The organism is Amycolatopsis sp. NPDC033938 (assembly GCF_055575975.1).
Genome location: NZ_JBVIRO010000010.1, coordinates 62,705 through 80,642 on the forward strand (window position 1 = coordinate 62,705; position 17,938 = coordinate 80,642).

15 protein-coding genes are annotated in these 17,938 nt (G+C 69.7%); 8 read left to right on the top strand and 7 right to left on the bottom strand.

Going from position 1 to position 17,938, the window contains the following annotated elements:
- Nucleotides 1–5: 5 nt before the first annotated feature.
- The 5 genes from ACZ5ZX_RS24125 (at nucleotide 6) to ACZ5ZX_RS24145 (ending at nucleotide 5,305) form a co-directional block, all read left to right on the top strand.
- Entirely contained in the window at nucleotides 6–452 is a 447-nt protein-coding gene (locus ACZ5ZX_RS24125; RefSeq protein WP_465504248.1) for a CinA family protein, read from the top strand.
- A gap of 101 nt (nucleotides 453–553) precedes the next feature.
- On the top strand, nucleotides 554–1,009 hold the full coding sequence (locus tag ACZ5ZX_RS24130; protein WP_465504249.1) for a helix-turn-helix domain-containing protein: 456 nt from the start codon (nucleotides 554–556) through the stop codon (nucleotides 1,007–1,009).
- A gap of 413 nt (nucleotides 1,010–1,422) precedes the next feature.
- A complete protein-coding gene (locus tag ACZ5ZX_RS24135) occupies nucleotides 1,423–2,268 on the top strand; it encodes a PspA/IM30 family protein (protein WP_465504250.1) in 846 nt (281 codons plus the stop codon).
- A 75-nt stretch (nucleotides 2,269–2,343) separates the two neighbouring features.
- Nucleotides 2,344–3,351, top strand: coding sequence for a phage shock envelope stress response protein PspM (gene pspM, locus ACZ5ZX_RS24140; RefSeq protein WP_465504251.1), 1,008 nt, complete (start codon nucleotides 2,344–2,346; stop codon nucleotides 3,349–3,351).
- Between the two features lie 316 nt (nucleotides 3,352–3,667).
- Nucleotides 3,668–5,305: an amidase family protein gene (locus ACZ5ZX_RS24145; RefSeq protein WP_465504252.1), complete on the top strand. Its 1,638-nt coding sequence runs from the start codon at nucleotides 3,668–3,670 to the stop codon at nucleotides 5,303–5,305.
- Here ACZ5ZX_RS24145 and ACZ5ZX_RS24150 read toward each other — a convergent pair.
- The 5 genes from ACZ5ZX_RS24150 to ACZ5ZX_RS24170 form a co-directional block, all read right to left on the bottom strand.
- On the bottom strand, nucleotides 5,265–6,314 hold the full coding sequence (locus ACZ5ZX_RS24150) for a quinone-dependent dihydroorotate dehydrogenase (RefSeq protein ID WP_465504253.1): 1,050 nt from the start codon (nucleotides 6,312–6,314) through the stop codon (nucleotides 5,265–5,267). The two genes, ACZ5ZX_RS24145 and ACZ5ZX_RS24150, sit on opposite strands and share 41 nt — an antisense overlap.
- A 23-nt stretch (nucleotides 6,315–6,337) precedes the next feature.
- A complete protein-coding gene (locus tag ACZ5ZX_RS24155; protein WP_465504254.1) occupies nucleotides 6,338–6,898 on the bottom strand; it encodes a GNAT family N-acetyltransferase in 561 nt (186 codons plus the stop codon).
- 380 nt (nucleotides 6,899–7,278) lie between these two features.
- On the bottom strand, nucleotides 7,279–8,328 hold the full coding sequence (gene add / locus ACZ5ZX_RS24160; RefSeq protein ID WP_465504255.1) for an adenosine deaminase: 1,050 nt from the start codon (nucleotides 8,326–8,328) through the stop codon (nucleotides 7,279–7,281).
- A gap of 127 nt (nucleotides 8,329–8,455) precedes the next feature.
- The gene (locus ACZ5ZX_RS24165; protein WP_465504256.1) at nucleotides 8,456–9,259 is read right to left on the bottom strand and encodes a DNA-formamidopyrimidine glycosylase family protein; all 804 of its coding nucleotides are present in this window, start codon (nucleotides 9,257–9,259) and stop codon (nucleotides 8,456–8,458) included.
- A 5-nt stretch (nucleotides 9,260–9,264) separates the two neighbouring features.
- Nucleotides 9,265–10,128, bottom strand: coding sequence for a ParA family protein (locus ACZ5ZX_RS24170; protein ID WP_465504257.1), 864 nt, complete (start codon nucleotides 10,126–10,128; stop codon nucleotides 9,265–9,267).
- A 111-nt stretch (nucleotides 10,129–10,239) separates the two neighbouring features.
- Between ACZ5ZX_RS24170 and ACZ5ZX_RS24175 the strand changes: the two genes are divergently transcribed.
- The 3 genes from ACZ5ZX_RS24175 to ACZ5ZX_RS24185 all read left to right on the top strand — a co-directional run bounded on the left by ACZ5ZX_RS24175 (nucleotide 10,240) and on the right by ACZ5ZX_RS24185 (nucleotide 13,330).
- Complete coding sequence (locus ACZ5ZX_RS24175) at nucleotides 10,240–10,971, top strand: methyltransferase domain-containing protein (protein ID WP_465504258.1); 732 nt, start codon at nucleotides 10,240–10,242, stop codon at nucleotides 10,969–10,971.
- 527 nt (nucleotides 10,972–11,498) lie between these two features.
- Nucleotides 11,499–12,716 (top strand): DNA polymerase IV, encoded by a 1,218-nt coding sequence (gene dinB, locus ACZ5ZX_RS24180; RefSeq protein ID WP_465504453.1) that lies wholly within the window; start codon nucleotides 11,499–11,501, stop codon nucleotides 12,714–12,716.
- Nucleotides 12,717–12,913: 197 nt separating this feature from the next.
- A complete protein-coding gene (locus ACZ5ZX_RS24185) occupies nucleotides 12,914–13,330 on the top strand; it encodes a DUF3040 domain-containing protein (protein WP_465504259.1) in 417 nt (138 codons plus the stop codon).
- 804 nt (nucleotides 13,331–14,134) lie between these two features.
- Here ACZ5ZX_RS24185 and ACZ5ZX_RS24190 read toward each other — a convergent pair.
- Nucleotides 14,135–16,657, bottom strand: a complete 2,523-nt coding sequence (locus ACZ5ZX_RS24190; RefSeq protein ID WP_465504260.1) for a transglutaminase TgpA family protein — start codon at nucleotides 16,655–16,657, stop codon at nucleotides 14,135–14,137.
- Nucleotides 16,654–17,928: a DUF58 domain-containing protein gene (locus tag ACZ5ZX_RS24195; protein ID WP_465504261.1), complete on the bottom strand. Its 1,275-nt coding sequence runs from the start codon at nucleotides 17,926–17,928 to the stop codon at nucleotides 16,654–16,656. Before ACZ5ZX_RS24195 ends, ACZ5ZX_RS24190 begins: the two co-directional genes overlap by 4 nt.
- Between the last annotated feature and the right edge of the window lie 10 nt (nucleotides 17,929–17,938).

Sequence of the window (17,938 nt, forward strand, 5' to 3'; positions counted from 1 at the left end):
AGACGTTGGTCACTCACCTGATAGAGCGTGGGGAGACGGTGGCGACCGCCGAGTCGCTGACCGCCGGGCTGGTCTGCGCGACGCTGACCGAGATCCCCGGATCGAGTGCCGTCGTCCGGGGCGGGCTGATCGTCTACGCCACCGATCTCAAGGCTTCGCTCGCCGGGGTGGACGAGGACCTCCTAGCCGCCCACGGCGCCGTTCATCCCGAGGTCGCGGCGCAATTGGCGACCGGGGCGATGGATCGCTGCGGCGCCACCTGGGGCCTCGGCCTCACCGGTGTCGCGGGCCCGGCGGGACAGGACGGTGTCGCACCCGGCACCGTCCATGTCGGCCTCGCCGGTCCGGGCGTGCTCACCGTCCGTACGCTGGACTTGAGCGGTGATCGAGGCTCGGTCAGGGCCGGTGCCGTGCGCGGCGCGTTCGCCCTGCTGGGGGAACATCTCACATGATCTCCGCGTTCGCCCTTGGCGTATTGCCGTGTCAACACCTGCGCCCAGGGCACCGCACTGGGTAACGTAGGGGACAGTCAGTCCTGGAAGGGAGGCGCGTGATGACCGTGCTGTTGCGCGAGGCGATCGGCGACCGGCTCCGACACGCCCGCACGAACCAGCGTCGAACCCTGCGGGACATCTCCCGCGCCGCCAGGGTGAGCCTCGGCTACCTCTCGGAGGTCGAGCGCGGGCAGAAGGAGGCGTCCAGCGAGCTGCTGGCGTCCATTTGCGAGGCCTTGGACCTTCCGCTGGGCGAACTCCTGCACAAGGTCGCGGCGGACGTCTCGGCGATGGACAACGTCGAGGTCGCCCCGGTGGACGAGAAGGTCGAAGCAGGGAAGCGGCGTGCTCAGGAGCGCGAGGGCGCCGAGGCCGCGACGGGCGGGCTCGAAGGAGGCCGCCTGGTGTCCGAACTGATCGGCAACGATCTGGCCGATCTGCGGATCTCGCCGCCGCCGAGGATGAGTCCCGCACTGCGGACGACCATCGCCGCACCGAAGATGGTCGCCGCTTAGCAAGGTTGTGAACGGAAGAGGCCCCAGGCAGTCCGCCTGGGGCCTCTTCCGTCGTTTCGCGGCGTTGATCACCGCGACCAGGTTGACCTGGACCACCCCACGGTGACGTGACGTACGCCACGGTCCGGCGCCGACCGTGCGCAACCCCGAGAAGTTGTCACGGATGGACCAGGCGAGCGTCCTGCGGGACTGAACCCGCCCGTTTTCACCCACGGTCACCACCCGGTGAACCCGAAAGGTCGTGGACATCACAGTCAGGGGTATCCCTGAATTCCGTCGGGGTCACCTGGAACGCGGGACGACGACCTGACACGATGGAACTCAACGCCGGGGTCGGGACGTTGCAACATCACAGAGGGGACGCCCCACCTCGAGGTAACAGCCCGTGGGATGCGAGAAGGCAGGCGGAGGAGATGGCCAACCCGTTCGTGAAGTTCTGGAAGTACATGATGGCGGCGTTCTCGTCGAAGATCGACGAGCACGCCGACCCGAAGGTACAGATCCAGCAGGCCATCGAGGAGGCGCAGCGCAATCACCAGGCGCTGACCCAGCAGGCCGCCTCGGTGATCGGTAACCAGCGTCAGCTGGAGATGAAGCTGAACCGCCAGCTCGGCGAAGTGGAGAAGCTGCAGGCTTCGACCCGCCAGGCGCTGGTGCTCGCCGACGAGGCGCGCGCCAAGGGCGACGAGCAGAAGGCGACCGAGTTCGAGAACGCGGCGGAGAGTTTCGCCGCGCAGCTCGTCACCGCCGAGCAGAGCATCGAGGACCTGAAGACCCTGCACGACCAGTCGCTTCAGGCTGCGGAGCAGGCGAAGAAGGCCGTCGAGCGCAACGCGACCATGCTGCAGCAGAAGCTGGCTGAGCGCACCAAGCTGCTTTCGCAGCTGGAGCAGGCGAAGATGCAGGAGCAGGTTTCCGCTTCGCTGAACCAGATGAGTCAGCTGGCCGCGCCGGGCAACACCCCGTCGCTGGAAGACGTTCGCGACAAGATCGAGAAGCGGTACACCACCGCGCTCGGCTCTGCCGAACTCGCCCAGAACTCCGTCCAGGGCCGGATGATGGAAGTCCAGGCCTCGACGACGCAGCTCGCGGGACACTCGCGGTTGGAGCAGATTCGCGCTTCCATGAAGGGTGACTCCGTCGCGCAGGTGACCGACGGCAAGACCGCGGCCGCCGCGCCGAAGGCGTCGAGCGGTGCGGACATCCAGCGTGAGATCCAGGCACGGGTTCAGGCCGAACAGGGCAAGAACCCCGCCTGACACACCACCTAGAGCCGGTCTCGCGTCCCCGCGGGGACGCGAGACCGGACTCACCGAAGACAGGGGCGAGGGCAAATGGGGCAGGGCAGGCGCAAGGACTTCGGGGAGTTCACCGCCAAGCTTGAAAAGCACATCGAAAAGCTGCCCGACTACGCCCAGCGCGCGCAGGAGAAGCTGCAGCGCTACATCCCGCCCTCCGAGCAGGGCTCCCGGCCGTCCGCGCCGACGGCGGCCCAGCCCCCGCGGCCGGTTCAGCCGTCGCGGCCCCGGCCGCAGATGCCGCCGATGCCCGCCATGCCGAAGATCTCGCAGCAGCTGACGTCGATGGCGGCGGGCCAGATCCCGGTCGTCGCCGACGCGAAGGCCAAATGGGCCCGCTGGAACGAACCGGCCGCCAAACTGGAGCGTCGCAAGCGCCGGACCTCGCGCGCGATGACCTTCTGGTTCCTCCTCACCATCCTTTGTGGACTCTTCGCTGTCGTCGCGGGCACCGGCCTGCTGAAGAACGGCCAGGCCGACGTCTTCCAGGCCATCGCGGGCAGCGCGTTCACCATCGTCTTCGGCACCTTCGGCGTCCGGTCGGGACTGCGCCTGCGGACGCTCAACCGCACCGTGCTCCCCGCCGCGCCCGCCGCTCCGCCTCCGCTGCCTCCGGCGCGTTCCGTCGCGCGGGAGCCGATGGAACGTCTCGTCGAGAGCGAGGCTTCGCTGGCGGAGCTGCTTCGCCAGCTTTCGCAGCCGACGTCGCTCGGCACCATGCCGGTCTCGGAGATCGCCGTGGCGGACGCCCGGACCACCGCGGCGGAGGCCGCGCAGGCCCTGCGCGGCCTGGCGAGCCGGATCCAGGCCATCGAACGCGGCCGTGACGCCGCGCCCGAGCGGGAACGCGGCGCCCTCGACGCCGCCATCAAGCAACTGCGCGAGCAGCTCGACGACGGCCTCGACGGTTACGGCGGTCTCGTCGCGGCCGCCGGCCACACCGTCGCCGCGAGTTCGGACGGGATGACGTCGTCCAAGGAGTCGCTCTCCGACGCGACCGACAAGCTCGCCGGTCTCGCGATGGCGATGCGCGAACTCTCCTGACTACGGCACGGACGCCCGTCGCCTTCACGCGCGGGCTTCCCTGAGCAGGCGCTTTCCTGGACAATCGTCCCATTCGTCGTCGCTAATACTCCATTGCGTAACGACTCGCTCACTGTGTGGTACCGAAACGCTCGCGTAACCCGAATCCGCTGGTGGCGGAAACGCGCGATGCCTAACGTTTCTCTCATGCACGCAGTGCTTTTCCCAGCTCGGGCCTGAACCCAGCCCGCGTGAGCGGGCGTCCCAGGGTGGCGGACCGGACACAGTGGATCTCGCGCAGTGGTCTTTCTCGTCCCCACCGAGGAAAGGACGCCCAGTGACGACGCTACCCCCGGAACCAGAGCCGATCCCGACCCCGCCTCCCAGCTCTTACCAGCGCGTCAAAGCGGCTTACGACCGGATCGCCGAGGTCGACCGGCCCGACGTCTGGATCACCCTCCGTCCCTTGGAGGACGCCCTCGTGGACGCGAAGGCGGTCGATGAACGCCTCCGCGCCGGCGCGGACCTCCCGCTCGCCGGAACCCTGTTGGCGGTCGCCGACGTCATCGACGTCGCCGGTCTTCCCACCGCGGGGGAGGACGTCTGCTGTGTCGGCGCCACCTCGGTGTCCCGGCTGACCGCCGCGGGAGCGGTGGTCCTCGGCAAGACCAACTGCGACCGGTTCGGCAGTGATCTCGAAAACACCCACAGCCCGTACGGCGCGGTGAGCGCCGCGCTGAACACCGCCCGGGTCTCCGGCAGTGCGAGCAGTGGCGCGGCCGTGGCGGTGGCACTCGGCCTTGTCGATCTGGCGGTCGGCACGGACACCGCCGGAGCGGGCCGGATTCCCGCGTCCCTCAACGGGATCGTCGGAATGAAGCCGACACTGGGCCTGGTGCCCAAGACCGGCGTCGTCGCTCCCTGCGCCGGCGTGGCCTTGTTCGCGCGCAGCCTGACACTGGGGCAGCGCGCACTGGGCCTGATGACCGGCCCGGACGGGATCGACCCGCTGGCGCGAGACTGGCCCGCCGACGTCCGCCTCGGCGCGGGAGACCGGCCCCGGGTCGCGATCCCGGGCTCCGGAACGCTCACCGGCCTGTCGCTGCAATCCCGTTCCGCCTTCCTCGGCGCGGTTTCGGCGCTGCGCGCGTCCGGCGCCGTCGTGGAGACGGTGGAGGTGTCGGCCCTGCTGGCGGTGGGCGAACTGATCCACGACGAGGACTTCACCGCCGACAGGCAGCGGGTCGCCGAGGCCGGGATGCTCGCGCTCCGGACACTGTCGGAGTACGACGCCCTGGTCCTGCCGACCGTCACGGACCATCCCGAGGTCGCCGAGGCGCTGTCCGATCCGGACGGGGTCGCCAAGCGGCTGGAGCGGTTCACGGCGTTCGTCAACCTGCTCGACCTCGCCGCGGTCACGGTGCCGTCGTCGCCGTCGGATCTCGGGCCGTACGGGGTTTCGGTGGTGGTGCGGCCGTTCGACGACCAGGTCGCCATCGACCTCGCCGCCGTCCTCACCGACGAACAGGCCGATTTCCCTTATCCCGCACCGGGTGCGGATCTCGTGGTGTTCGGCGCGCATCTGCGCGGGCAGCCGCTGAACGAGCGGCTGGTCGCCGCGGGGGCGCGATTCTCCGGGCTGGTCAAGACCGGCGAGGGCTATCGGATGCTGTTGCTGCCGACCGAACCGCCGCAGCCGGGTGTCGTACCGGTGAGCGCGGCGGGTGAGCACACGATGCTGGCGGGGGAGCGATGGCGGCTCTCACCCGCCGCCCTCGGCGCGTTCGCCGCGGCGCTGCCCGCCCCGTTCGTCCTCGGCCGGATCCGGCTGGAGAACGGGGACACGCCGCTGGCCGTCCTCTGTGACCAGGCGGCCACGGCGACGGCGACGGAGCTCACGCGGTACCAGTGCTGGCGGGCCTACTTGCGGTTCGTCAGCACGGCCGGGCCGCGAGACCTCGGGCGACCCGCTTGACCAGACCGGGACCGTGCAGGGCGAAACCGCTGTAGAGCTGGACGAGACCGGCGCCGGCGTCGAGCATCCGGGCGGCGGCGCCGGCGTCGAAGATGCCGCCGACGCCGATGATCGGCAGCTCGCCGCCGGTTTCGGCGTGCACGAACCGCACCACCTCGACCGCACGCGCGGTGAGCGGGCGGCCGGAAAGCCCGCCCGCCTGCTCACCGATGGCGGCCTCGGTCGGCGCGATCCCTTCGCGGGACAGGGTCGTGTTGGTCGCGATCAGCCCTGCGACACCGTGTTCGAGGCAGACCTCCAGCAGTTCCGCGAGCGCTTCGTCGGTGAGGTCGGGGGCGACCTTCACCAGCACCGGCGTCGGCGCGGCGTCACCCGCGAGCTCGGCCGAGGTCTTCCGGAGTTCGGCGAGCAGCTCGGCCAGCGCCGTCTTGTCCTGCAGCGCCCGCAGCCCCGGCGTATTGGGCGAGCTGACGTTGATCGCGAAGTAGTCGGCGTACGGGTACAGCGCCCGCAGCGAGAACCGGTAGTCCTCGACGGCCTCGTCGAGCGGGGTCACCTTGGACTTGCCGATGCTGACGCCGAGCGGCACCGGCGGCTTCCCGCCGGCGGCGAGGCGGGCGGCGAGCGCTTCCGCGCCTTCGTTGTTGAAGCCCATCCGGTTGATCACCGCGTCGGTCTCGGCGAGGGTGAACAGCCGCGGTTTGGCGTTGCCCGGCTGCGGATGCCGGGTGACCGTGCCGACTTCGACGAAACCGAAGCCGAGTGACGGCCAGGCGTGCAGCGCGCGGCCGTTCTTGTCCATCCCGGCGGCGAGGCCAACGTGGTTCGGGAAGCGGAGCCCGAGGAAGGTGACCGGATCGTCCGTCCGGTAGACGCGGCCGAGCGCGGCGAGCGCGGGTGAGAACCGGCTCAGCCTGGCGAGGCTGCCGATGGTGCGTTCGTGCACGGTTTCGGGGTCACCGCCGGAGACCCGGTACAGCGCGGGGCGGACGATCTTGTCGAAGAACACGCGCCCATCATGCCTGGTCGCCGCTAGCGGCTCGCCTTCCACTCGTCTTCGAGCATCGCGAAGACGAGTTCGTCACACCACTCGCCCTTGACGATCTCGTTCTCCCGCAGATGAGCTTCCTTCCGCATCCCGAGGCGTTCCATCAGCGCGGCGGAAGCGGTGTTGCGGCCGTCACAGCGGCCGATGATCCGGTGCAGCCCGAGGTCTTCGAAGCCGAGCCGGAGCAGTTCGACGGCGGCCTCGGCGGCGAGCCCCTTGCCGTGGTGATCGGGATGGAAGACGAAACCGATCTCGCCCTGCCGGTGCTCGCTGCTGAGGTATTCGAGGTTCAGGTCGCCGATGAGCTGCCCGGTCTCGGTCAGTTCCGCGGCCACCGCGAGGAACTGCCCCTCCTTCGAGAGGGTGGCGCTGTGCACCCGTTTCGCGAGCGCGGCGGCGGATTCGGCCCGGCTGCGCGGACCCCAGTACAGGTAGCGGGCGACGTCGGCGCGGGACTGGAAGGAGTTAAGTTCGTCGAGATCCGCCGGGGTGAAGGCGCGGAGTGTCAGTCGCGGCGTGGTGATCGGGAAATCGGGCCTCAACATGGGCGTCAGGCTATCCAGTCTGCGGGGTTCCGGGAGCGGAACAGCGGCGGACGGTCCTCCAGTGCGACGGGTGGTCCCCTGCGTACTCGCAAATGGGCCATATCCCGGAAATAAGGGTACCCCCGAGGCGGCTCCCGGACGCCGGAATCGGCGGCCGGGCCCGAGCCGGACCGGTGCTCGGGAACCTCGGGGGCCCGGTGACTGCCTGGTATTCGCTATCAGGCACCACGCGAAGCAGAGACGACGAGCCGAAGGTGGCTCCAACTTGCGTTGTATCGCTGCTCATAAGTCCTACGCGTGCGGTCCGCTAGCGGACAGTCACCTCACGAGTCCTGTTGGAATACAACTTTGGACCACCTCCTCTCTCGTGTACCGCCACGCTAGGCGAGGAGTTCGGGGTCCTGCAACAAGATTTCTTCGATCTCCGTCACCAGCGCGGCCTTGTCCGCCGAAGGCAGAAAAGACGCTTCCGCGGCGTTCTTCGCGAACAGGGCGATCTCGGTCGCCTTCAGGCCCAGTGTTTCGGCGACCGCGACGTACTCGCCGTCGAGGGTGGCGCCGAACATCGGCGGATCGTCGGTGTTGAGCGTGACCACCACGCCGTGGTCGAGCAGCCGCCGCACGGGATGCGCCGCGACCGAGGGGAACTGGCCCGTCCGGATATTCGACGTGGGGCACACCTCCAGCGGGATCCGTTGCACCGCAAGGTATTCCAGTAACGCCGGATCGGTGTACGCGCCGACGCCGTGGCCGATCCGCTCGGCGCCCAGATCGTGCACCGCCGACCAGACGGTGGCGGGCCCGGTGGTCTCACCCGCGTGCGGGACGCTGTGCAGCCCGGCCTCGCGGGCGGTGGTGAAGAACGGGGCGAACTGCGCGCGGCCGACGCCGACCTCGGGTCCGCCGAGACCGAAGGACACCAGGCCGTCGGGGCGTTCGCGGAGCGCGAACACGACTGTTTCGCGCCCGGCGGCGACCCCCTTCTCCCCGGGAATGTCGAAGCACCAGGCCAGTTCCACCCCGTGGTCCGCTCGTGCGGCCGCCCGTCCGGTGGCGAGGCCGGTGAGAAGATCGTCACCGGTCATGCCGTCCAGAAGGTGGTTGTACGGGGTCACGGTGACCTCGGCGTACCGGGCGTTCTGCGCGGCCAGATCGGCCGCCAGCCCGGTGACGAGGGTGTGGATGTCGCGGGCGTCGCGCACCAGCGATGTCACGGCCAGGTAGTTGCGGAGGAAATGCGGGAAATCACGGAAGGTGAAGAACTCGGCGAGCGCTTCGGGCTCTGTCGGCACCCCGGCGGACGGGCGGCGGCGGGCCAGTTCCAGCACGGTGGGCAGGCTCGCCGAACCGACGAGGTGGACGTGGAGTTCGACCTTGGGCAGGGCGTGCACGAACGCGCGCAGCGCCTCGCCCGTGAGGAATCCGGGCATGACGAAAGCTCCCTGAAATGGGGTGAAGGGTGACGTGCGGGGTGGATCGGGCGGCTCAGGGAGCGAGGTCGCCGCGTTCGGTGTCGGCCCCGTAGAGCGGGAGCTTGAACAGCGTCACCAGGTCAGCTTAGCCGCCGGGAGCGGGCCCTGACTGGCAGTTCGGGCAGAACCAGGTCGGCCTCGCCTGGTGGCCGGTGCCCTGTGCGGCGACCCGGAGCCGTCCGCCGCACCGGAAACAGCCCTGCTTGGTCCGCTCGTAAACCCAATGCTCGCGGCCGCGCCGCTGGTCCCCGGTGGTGGTCTGCGAGGTGTGCCAGGCGTTCGCCTTCAGCAGTTTGCGGCCGAGCGCGACGGCCTTCGCGGGATCCACTTCGGAAACCGGGGTCCACGGCGTGACGCCGAGCAGGAAGCACATCTCGACCTTGTACATGTTCCCGATCCCGGCCATGATCCGCTGATCCAGCAGGGCGTCACCCAGTTCTCGGTCCGGGTCCGCGGCCAGCGCGGCGGCCGCCCGTTCCGCGAGCTCGTCCGTCCACTGTGGATCGAGGAGATCCGGGCCGAGATGGCCGACCAACCGGTCTTCTTCACCTGTGGGCAAGAGTTCGAGATCGTGCACGCGGAAACCGATCGCCTGGACGTCCTCGGTCACCAGGATGGCGCGCGCGTGATGGGCCGGATGGCGCCAGCGGGCGCCCGCCGTATAGACCGCCCACTTGCCGTCCATCCGCAGATGGCTGTGCAGGGTGAGGTCGTCGGAGAAACGCGTCAGGAGGTGTTTGCCGACCGTGCCGACGCTGAGCACCTCCCGGCCGGCGAGATCCGCCGTGGCCAGCCGGGGGACCCTGAACTCACTTTTGCGCAGTGTCTTCCCGGCCAGTGCCTTGTCGAGGACCTTGCCGGCGAGGAAGACGGTGTCGCCTTCGGGCATCGGCGCTAACCCGTGCCGGTGTCGCTCAGCTTGGCCGGCTCTTCGGTGGGCTCAGGCTCGTCGCCGCGGACGCGATGCCGTCCGGCGCGGTTCGAGCGGAGGACCTTGGCCAGCACCATGTTGAAGGTGAGCGCGATCTCCTGGGCGCCGGGGGAGTGCCATTCGTGGATCGGGCTGCACGCGCCCTGTGCCTGCTGCACCGCGAGCCTGTCCGGGATGGCCGTCGGCATCACCAGCGGTCCGAAGTTCTCCCGCAGTTCGGCCACCCGGAACTGGTGCTCGTAGGAGCGCACGCGGAGCTTGTTGACGACGACGCCGATCGGCCGTAGCCCCGGGTTCTGCTCCTCGCGGATCTTCTCGATCGCTTCGAGCGCGCGGCGGGCACCGGAGACGGCGTACATCGTCGGCTCGGTGACGATCAGGGCGCTGTCCGCGGCCACCAGCGCCGAGCGGGTCAGCCTGCCGAGCGACGGCGGGCAGTCGAGGATCACCAGTTCGTAGGGTTCCTCGCGCAACGGGTTGGTGTGCAGCTCGTCGAGCGCGCGGGAGAGGTTCTCCAGCCGTCGGCTGTCGGCGTCGGGCTCGTTGAGCATCTCCAGCTCTTCGGCACCGACGAGGACGTCGATCCGGTCGCTCCACACGCTGGGCGCGATCGCGCGTTCGAGCACCGGACGCGTCGGTGTCTCGAGGACATCGGCCAGCGTGCGGTCGGTGAGGGGCGGATCCAGCGAGGTGGTGGCGTTGCCCTGCGGGTCCAGGTCGGCCACGAGGGTCCGCGCGCCCCGGCGCAGGGCGGCGGACGCGACACCGAGGGCGACCGTCGTTTTACCGACGCCACCCTTCAGGCTGAGTACAGCGACCGTGTGCACTCGATACAGCCTACGGGCCCTCGGCGGGGTGGCTCCCCGGCAAGGTGTCGAACACCGCATCGGACTACACAGGTAATGCCTGCCGGGAGGCGGGCATTACCCTGTGCGCTTATGAAGACGGACACCGTGGCCACGCGGGGATCGGGCGCGGTTCGCCGGGTTCTCGAGGCAGAACTCAAGGCCGCACGGGCGCGAGGCGCGCACCAGCCGAACGTCGTCGACGTCGGCGGCGGCAGCGGCGGCTGGGCGGTGCCACTGGCTTCGGCGGGCTGCCTGGTGACCGTCGTCGAGCCGAACCCCAACGCGCTGGCGACCCTGCGCCGCCGCGCCGAGGAGGAGGGCGTCTCCGGCAGCATCACGGTGATCGCCGACGACTCCGACGCGCTCGGCGCCCACGTCGCGGCGGGATCCGCCGACCTGGTGCTCGCGCACGGCCTGCTCGAGGTCGTCGACGATCCGGCGACGGTGCTCGCCGCGCTGGCCGCCGCGGTCAAACCCGGCGGCGCGGTCTCGGTGCTGGTGGCGAACCGCCACGCCGCGATCCTGCAGCGCGCGCTGGCCGGACGGCTCGGGGAGGCACGGGAGCTGCTCGGGTCCGAGAGCGGCGTGCTGGGCGGCGGACGGGAGACCGTGCTGCGGCGCTTCGACGCCGAGGCGTTGCGGGCGCAGCTCGTCGCGGTGGGGCTCGAGGTGACCTCCCTGCAGGGTGACGGCGTCGTGGCGGACTTCGTGCCGGGAGGGGTGCGGGAAGAGGACCTGGCGGAGTTCGAGCTGGCGGCCGCGTCGGTGTCTCCGCTGCGGGACATCTCCAGCAGGCTGCACGTCCTGGCCCGCCGCCCTTGAACCTCGCCTCGTGAGCGGTCTGCCGGTGTCAGGCCTTCACGGACTTGCATTTTGCTTACCCGCTGGTGTGGAGCTTGCACGGGTTGCCGGGGCGGTCGGGTGGGGAAGATTCCGGCCGTTGAGCGTCCGGAATCTTCCCCACCCGGTCTCCGGTCCACCAGTCGTGAGTGAGCGCGAGCTTGATCAACGGAAGATCCGGGACGTTGAGTGTCCCGGATCTTCCGTTGATCAAGGTGTGAGACGGGCGACGATGCCTGCGGAACCACCCTCGTCCAGGTCAGGCCCAAGCCCGGTCCGTGAAGGCCTCCTTCACTACCTTCAGGGTAGGGAAGGGGCCCTTCACGGACTTGATGATCGCCATAAGCGGCCCACCAGCAGCCACTGCGGCTGCGCGTGAAGGCCCCCTTCCCTCGGCTCAGCCGAGGAAAGTCGACCTTCACCCCTTCCCCAGTGCATGAAGGCCCGAGACTGTCGGTGCTCCGGGCTAGGTTCTGCCCGTGGGACGAAATGCCGAGCTGCCCGGCGGGATGGCCCGTTACCGGGTGACGACCGGGGCCACCACCTGGCCCGACGACACCGGTTGCGGCCTGCTGCACGTCGACATGGACGCCTTCTTCGTGTCCTGCGAGCTGCGCACGCGTCCCGAATTGGCAGGCAAGCCGGTGGTGGTCTCGGGTGGCGGTCCGAGGTCGGTCGTGGCGGCCGCGAGTTACGCGGCGCGCGAGTTCGGCGTCCGGTCGGCCATGCCGTTCTCGACCGCGAAGCGGCTCTGTCCGCAGCTGATCTGCATCACCCCGACACCCGGGCTCTACGGTGAGGTGTCGAAGGGGGTCATGGGGATCTTCCGCGAGCTGACGCCGCTGGTGGAGCCGCTGAGCCTGGACGAGGCCTTCCTCGACGTCAGCGGAGCGCTCAAGCGGCTGGATTCCTCGCCCGCGCGGCTCGGTGCCTGGATCCGGGAGCGGGTGGCCGCCGACTTCGACATCAGCTGCTCGGTCGGCGTCGCGAAGGTCAAGTTCGTCGCGAAGCTGGCGTCCGGGATGGCGAAACCGGACGGCATGGTCGTCGTCCCGGCGGCCGAGACGCTCGCGTTCCTGCATCCGTTGCCCGTGTCGGCGCTGTGGGGTGTCGGGAAACGCACCGAGGAGCAGTTGCGGCAGCAGGGCCTCGACACGATCGCCGACGTCGCCGCGGCGCCGCTGTCCCGGCTGCGGCGCTCGCTCGGGCGGGCGCTGGGGGACCATCTGTACGCGCTCGCGAACGGGCACGACGAACGTGCGGTCGTGCCGGAGACGCCCGACAAGTCGATCGGTGCCGAAGTGACCTTCGACGTCGATCTCCACGACCGCTCGGCACTCGGCCTGGAACTGCTCCGGCTGTCGGAACGCGTCGCCGCCACTCTGCGCCGCCGGGGGCTGCGCGGGCGGACGGTGTCGATCAAGGTCCGGTTCGCGGATTTCAAGACGATCACCCGGGCCAGGACAACCGCCGTCGGAGTGGATGTGGCCCGCGATATCCACCGCACCGCCGTCGAGCTCCTCACCGAGCATGCGCCGACGGGCGCAGTCCGCCTGATCGGCGTAAGAGTCGAGGGCCTGGACACGGAGAGTGATGGAGAACAGCTGCTTTTCGACTCACCCGAGCCCCGTTGGCGGGACGCGGAAGTGGCCGCCGACGTCGCGAGGTCGAAGTTCGGCGCCGCCGCGGTGCGGCCCGCGTCACTGCTGACCCCTCGTGACCAGTGACATCGGCCGCTCGATTGTCTTCGAGAGAGCCGAGTCGGGTGGTTTCGGCCAATTCGATCCCTTCTGGATACGGGATCGGGTAGTCGGACGAGCGCGGGGCTCGTATCCTGGACAGAGACACCCCGCCTGGGGTTGTCTGTTGGGTCCATGACGTTGCGCGGCCCGGCGCCCGCGACAGCTGTGCCGGAGGAGGAAAGATGCCACTCTCCGAGCATGAGCAGCGGCTGCTCGATCAGATCGAGCGCGAGCTCTATGCCGAGGACCCCAAGTTCGCATCCACGGTGCGAGGCACCCGGTTGCGCCGCCCCGCCCGCCGACGGCGTATCCAGGGCGTTGCCCTGTTCGTAGTGGGCGTCGCACTGTTGATGCTCGGCGTGGTGGTCAACATCCGGGTCGCCGAGATCCCAGTGATCAGCGTGCTCGGGTTCCTCGTGATGTTCTTCGGAGTCATGATGGCCGTCACATCGATTCGGCACGGAGCCGAAGCGGAAGGCGGTAAGGACAGCGGTGGCCCGGGTGCCGGCGGAGGTGGCGGCGGCAAGTCGTCCCCGCGCCGAAGCTCGTTCACCCAGCGCATGGAAGAGCGCTTCCGCCAGCGCTTCGAGGAGCAATAGCTCTCACACACGCGAACATGCCGACGGGGCGCTGCCTCGTCGGCATGTTCGCGTTGTCGTGGCCCAGCTCGGCCTGTCCGTGAAGGCCTCCTTCCCTACTCTCAAGGTCAGGGTTCCGGCAAAGTCGCATAAGTGCTGGTTGGCTGCACTTCTAGAGCGGGACAAGACGAACGCGTCGTGGTGGACACGGCGGGAGCGGGCCCACGCAAGGGGCCTCACCCGGGTCCGGACTGTCCATAAGGGGCACTTTTCGAGACAGAAATGCCCGATTTGGGTATCTTGCACGGTTTTGCGAGGGGGTCGTGAGTGGTGTTTCGTGTTCTAGCCCGAATCGCCACTCACGACCCGGGCCGAGTGGGTGGTTTCGCGTGGCTGGATGGATGGCGCGTGTGATCAGACGGAGGACACGTGTGACTGGATGGATGACACGCGGGAGCGGCAGGTTTCGACACGTGTGTTCTCCGTTCACTCACGCGTGCTCTCCGTCGGATCACGCGTGTCGCCCGAGGTAGGTACCTAAGACACCAGTGGCCCTCACCTGAATCGCCACTCACGCCATTCCTCCGAAACCGCACCTATAGCCCCGCGGCATCCAGAATCAGGCCTGCCCTACCTCGGCTCGCCCTCGATCAACGGAAGATCAGGGACGTTGAGTGTCCCCGATCTTCCGTTGATCAAGCTCTACCTCGACTTTGCCGGGACCCTGCTCTCAAGGTAGGGAAGGAGGCCTTCACGGAAGCGGCCGGGCCGAAGCGGTCGTGCCGGGGACCATCATGTACTTAAGGCCGCGGGCGAGCCCAGGCCTTACTTGCCTCGCCTCAACGACCGCGGGAACAGGCGGCCCTTCCACGACATGGGCGCGTTCCGCTTCAGGCTCTTGCGGACCTCGGCGAAGGCCGGTCCCAGTTCGTCGTCGCTCACCTTCCGGTCGGAGTACCAGGACGTCTCCACGACGCCGATGACCGTCCGCAGGCTGGAGCGGCCCTCCTCGTCCAGACGGTGCTTCTCGGCGACCTTCCGGCCCGCCACACGCACCGTGTCGCCGTCCGAGAGCGGCAGGCCCCGGTCCGCGCATTCGTCCATCAGTTCGCGCCAGGCCGCGTCGGCCGCGTCGGGGGAGTGGGACGCGATCTTCTGCAGCCGCAGCCGTCGTTTGATCTCCCGGATCGCCGTCGGCGTGCCCAGCCCGCCGAGGACGACCACCAAGACCAGCGCGAACCACCACGACACCCACGCCGCCAGGAACGCGAACGCCGCCACCCACAGCCCGATCGCGATCAGCGGCAGCCAGTTCGCCACGTTCGGGTTGTCGAGGAACCCGCCGTCCGCACGAGCCGGGGCGGGCTGGTCAGGGGATCCGGACGGCGCCGAGCGCATGAGTGCCCGGTACCTCAAGCGGGAGCGCACGATCACGACCACGCTGAGCGCGGCCGCCAGCCCGCCGAGGATTCCGGCGAGGATGGCGGGCCACAGCGGCTCCTCCTCCTGCTGACCGCCGGTGTCACCCGCGCCCTGGTCCGCGCCAGGGTCACGCGGGGTGCCGGTGGCGGGGGCACTCGACGCCGGCGCTGTCGGTACTTCCTGGGTGTCGTTGGTGGTGGAGCTGCTGGTGTCGGTCTGCAGGTACGGCGGGACGACCGCGCGGCCGTCGACCAGCGGGGTCGGGTCGAAACTGACCCAGCCCTTCTGCTGGAAGTAGACCTCGACCCACGCGTGGGCGTCCTCGGAGCTGATCGAGAGGTGATCGCCCTTCTGCGTGCCGGAGGTGAAGCCGATGGCGACCCGCGAGGGGATGCCGACCGACCGCAGCATCACGGCCATCGCGGACGCGAACTGCTCACAGAACCCGCGTTTGCCGTTGAGAATGAAATCGGCGAGCGCGTCGGGGTCTTTGGCGTCGGCGGTCTTGGTGTCGTACACGAAGCCGTTCTGCGCGGTGAAGAACGACCAGATGGCCTGTGCCTTGTCGAAGTTGTTGGACTCGTTCTCGGTCAGCTGCTTGGCCTTGGCCGCGACTCGGGGGTCGACCCGATCGATCTGCATGTACTGCGGCGGTACCTCGGTGAGGGGTGCGTCGTCGAGCCGGAGTTCCTCTTTCGAGGGTTCCTTGATCGACGCCGTCTCGGTGTAGGCGGGCGCGTTCTGCTTGGTCGTGGTGAACACGGCGCCGCCGACCGAGTCGTACAGCCAGTTGTCGGCGAGTCCGGTGAGCGCCCTGGGCGCGCCGTAGATCGGCAGCCAGTTGTCGACCCAGTTGGTGGGCTCGATCCGGATTTCGCGCGCGGGTCCGGCGCCGTCGTCGCCCGGCGCGGGCGGGAGCACCTGGTTGGCCTGGACGCCCTGCTGGGCGCGGCCGTTCTGAGCCAGGCCCCAGCCCTTGTTCGGGGTATAGGTGTCGAGGGTGAAGGCACGCAGCAGCCGCTTGTCCGCGCCCATCCCGTAGACCTTGAACAGCTCCACGTTCTCGCCCTGGTCGAGCAGGCCGCGCAGCTGCGTGAACGGCTCGACGCCGAATCCGCCCGCTCCGCCGCGGCCCGAACCGGTTCCGCCGGGGAGGCTGCCGACCGTGCCGATGCCGGTGACCGCCGTGCCGATGACCAGCCCCATCGCGATCGCCGCGGCCACCACGCCGACGGGGGCGGACAGCGTGCTCGCCGAGTTGCCCAGTCCTGGCGCGTCCCGGTTGCGCCAGCGGCGATGCCGGTGGTTGCCGTCGACGGCGAGCAGCGCGGCGAACGCGGCCGCGCCGAGCAGGAACGTCCACCACGGCAGCATGTCCTCGGCCAGCGCGGCGGGCACGGCGTAGACACACAGCAGCACCAGGCCGGTCGCGGCGGGCGCGGCGGCGGCCACCGCGAGCGTGTCGACCAGCACCGCGACCAGGCCGATCGCGATGGTGATCAGGCAGAGGATCGGCGGCGTGCCTTCGACCGGCGGCAGGCCGACGCGGATCTGTTCGGCCGACGCGGCGAGTACGCCGCGCAGTTCTTCGAGCGCGTCCGGGCCGGGGATGATCTTCAGGATGCCGCTGGTGGTGAACGCCCCGGTGATCAGGAACAGCAGCACCAGCAGCTGCGCGAGCCCGACGACGATGGTCGGCGCGCGCAGCGAGCGCAAAGCGAGTCCGGTGGAGGCGATCAGGACCACCGCGACCAGCAGATAGCCGAACCACGCCCAGCCGCTGACGACGCCGGTGAGCGAGGTCGAGGCGAACAAGGTGGCGAGGCCGGCGGCGACCGGAGCGAGCACACTGCTCGTCCAGACCGGCGGTGGTGCCTCCGGACGGGGCTTCGGAGTGTGCTGGCGGGGCGGCGCGGTCGTGGTCACAGGCCACCTCCGATCAGCGTGCCCCGGCGGGCGGCCGTCTGGCACAGCTCGGCCCAGACCTGCGGCATGGGCGATCCGGGTCCGGCGATGACGACGCCCCAGCCCGCGGCGCGCAGCAGTGCCGCCGATTCCTCGGTGGCGGCGGCACGGGCGTCGGGCCGGTTGACACCCGAGGACCAGCCCGGGGTGTCGAGCAGTACGGCGAGGCTCCGGATCCCGCGAGGGCGGTACCGGGACAGCTCGAGCACGGATTCGTTGCTGACGGTGCCGAGCACGGCGATGAGTTCCTGCCCTTCGGCCGGGTCGTGGCCGAGGGTGATGTCGCGCTGGTGCGCGGGCTGGAGCGCGGCGAGGACGTCGAGGACGACGTTGTCGTAGTGCTCGCCACCCTCGCCGGGGGTGTCGGCCAGGGTCTGGCCGTGTTCGGTGATCAGCCGGACGCGGTGACCGGAGCGGCGCAGGTGCAACCCCACGGAGGCGGCGAACGAGACGGCCCATTCGAGGCTCGCGGCGGGTCCGGTGCCGTGGTGCGCGGCCGCGCGGTGGTCCAGCAGCACCGTGGTGCCGCCGCGCCACGGCCGTTCCTCGACGCGGACCATGATCTCGTCGCGGCGGGCGGTCGAACGCCAGTGGACCTTCCGCAGGTCGTCGCCCTGACGGTACTGCCGCACGATCACGTCGGCCTCGCCCTGCCCGGCGTGCAGGCGGATGCTGCCGTCGTCGCCGGCGCCGATGCCCGCCCCGCTGGGGAGACCCCACAGGGCGGCCACCTTCGGCACGACGACCAGCCGCGAATGCCCGATCAGTTCCCGTTCGAACTCGCACAGCCCGAACGGATCGGTGATCGTCGCCCGCAGCGGGCCGACCTGCTGGATCCCGCGCAGCACCGGCTGCAGCGGGTACCGCAGCGCGACGCGCCGGTCGTGGGGAAGCCGTTCGACGACGAACCGCGGCCGCGAACCCAGCGCGTAGGGCACGCCGTCTTCGAGGAGCACTTCCCCCGCCGGAAGCCTGCCGTCACGCCAGAGTTCGAGCTGGACCTCGCCGGGCGAGCCGACCGAGACCCGCTCCGGGCGCAGTGCGCGCGCCGCGCCCAGCCGCAGCCGGGTCGCCGAGATGAAGAAGGCGACCAGGAGCGGCAGGGCGATGACGAACACCGCGACCCGCAGCAGATCCCGTTCGTTGAGCACGAACGAGCACACCGCGGCGGCGACGCCGGCGGCGAGGAGGCAGCGGCCGCGTGTGGTCAGGCCGGACAGAGCACGCAGCATGGCCCCGTTT

Coding starts and splice junctions, on each gene's coding strand:
- ACZ5ZX_RS24130 (WP_465504249.1), top strand. CDS start 554: ATGACCGTGCTGTTGCGCGAGGCGATCGGCGACCGGCTCCGACACGCC.
- ACZ5ZX_RS24135 (WP_465504250.1), top strand. CDS start 1,423: ATGGCCAACCCGTTCGTGAAGTTCTGGAAGTACATGATGGCGGCGTTC.
- pspM (WP_465504251.1), top strand. CDS start 2,344: ATGGGGCAGGGCAGGCGCAAGGACTTCGGGGAGTTCACCGCCAAGCTT.
- ACZ5ZX_RS24155 (WP_465504254.1), bottom strand. CDS start 6,898: ATGTTGAGGCCCGATTTCCCGATCACCACGCCGCGACTGACACTCCGC.
- add (WP_465504255.1), bottom strand. CDS start 8,328: ATGCCCGGATTCCTCACGGGCGAGGCGCTGCGCGCGTTCGTGCACGCC.
- ACZ5ZX_RS24165 (WP_465504256.1), bottom strand. CDS start 9,259: ATGCCCGAAGGCGACACCGTCTTCCTCGCCGGCAAGGTCCTCGACAAG.
- ACZ5ZX_RS24175 (WP_465504258.1), top strand. CDS start 10,240: ATGAAGACGGACACCGTGGCCACGCGGGGATCGGGCGCGGTTCGCCGG.
- dinB (WP_465504453.1), top strand. CDS start 11,499: ATGGCCCGTTACCGGGTGACGACCGGGGCCACCACCTGGCCCGACGAC.
- ACZ5ZX_RS24185 (WP_465504259.1), top strand. CDS start 12,914: ATGCCACTCTCCGAGCATGAGCAGCGGCTGCTCGATCAGATCGAGCGC.
- ACZ5ZX_RS24195 (WP_465504261.1), bottom strand. CDS start 17,928: ATGCTGCGTGCTCTGTCCGGCCTGACCACACGCGGCCGCTGCCTCCTC.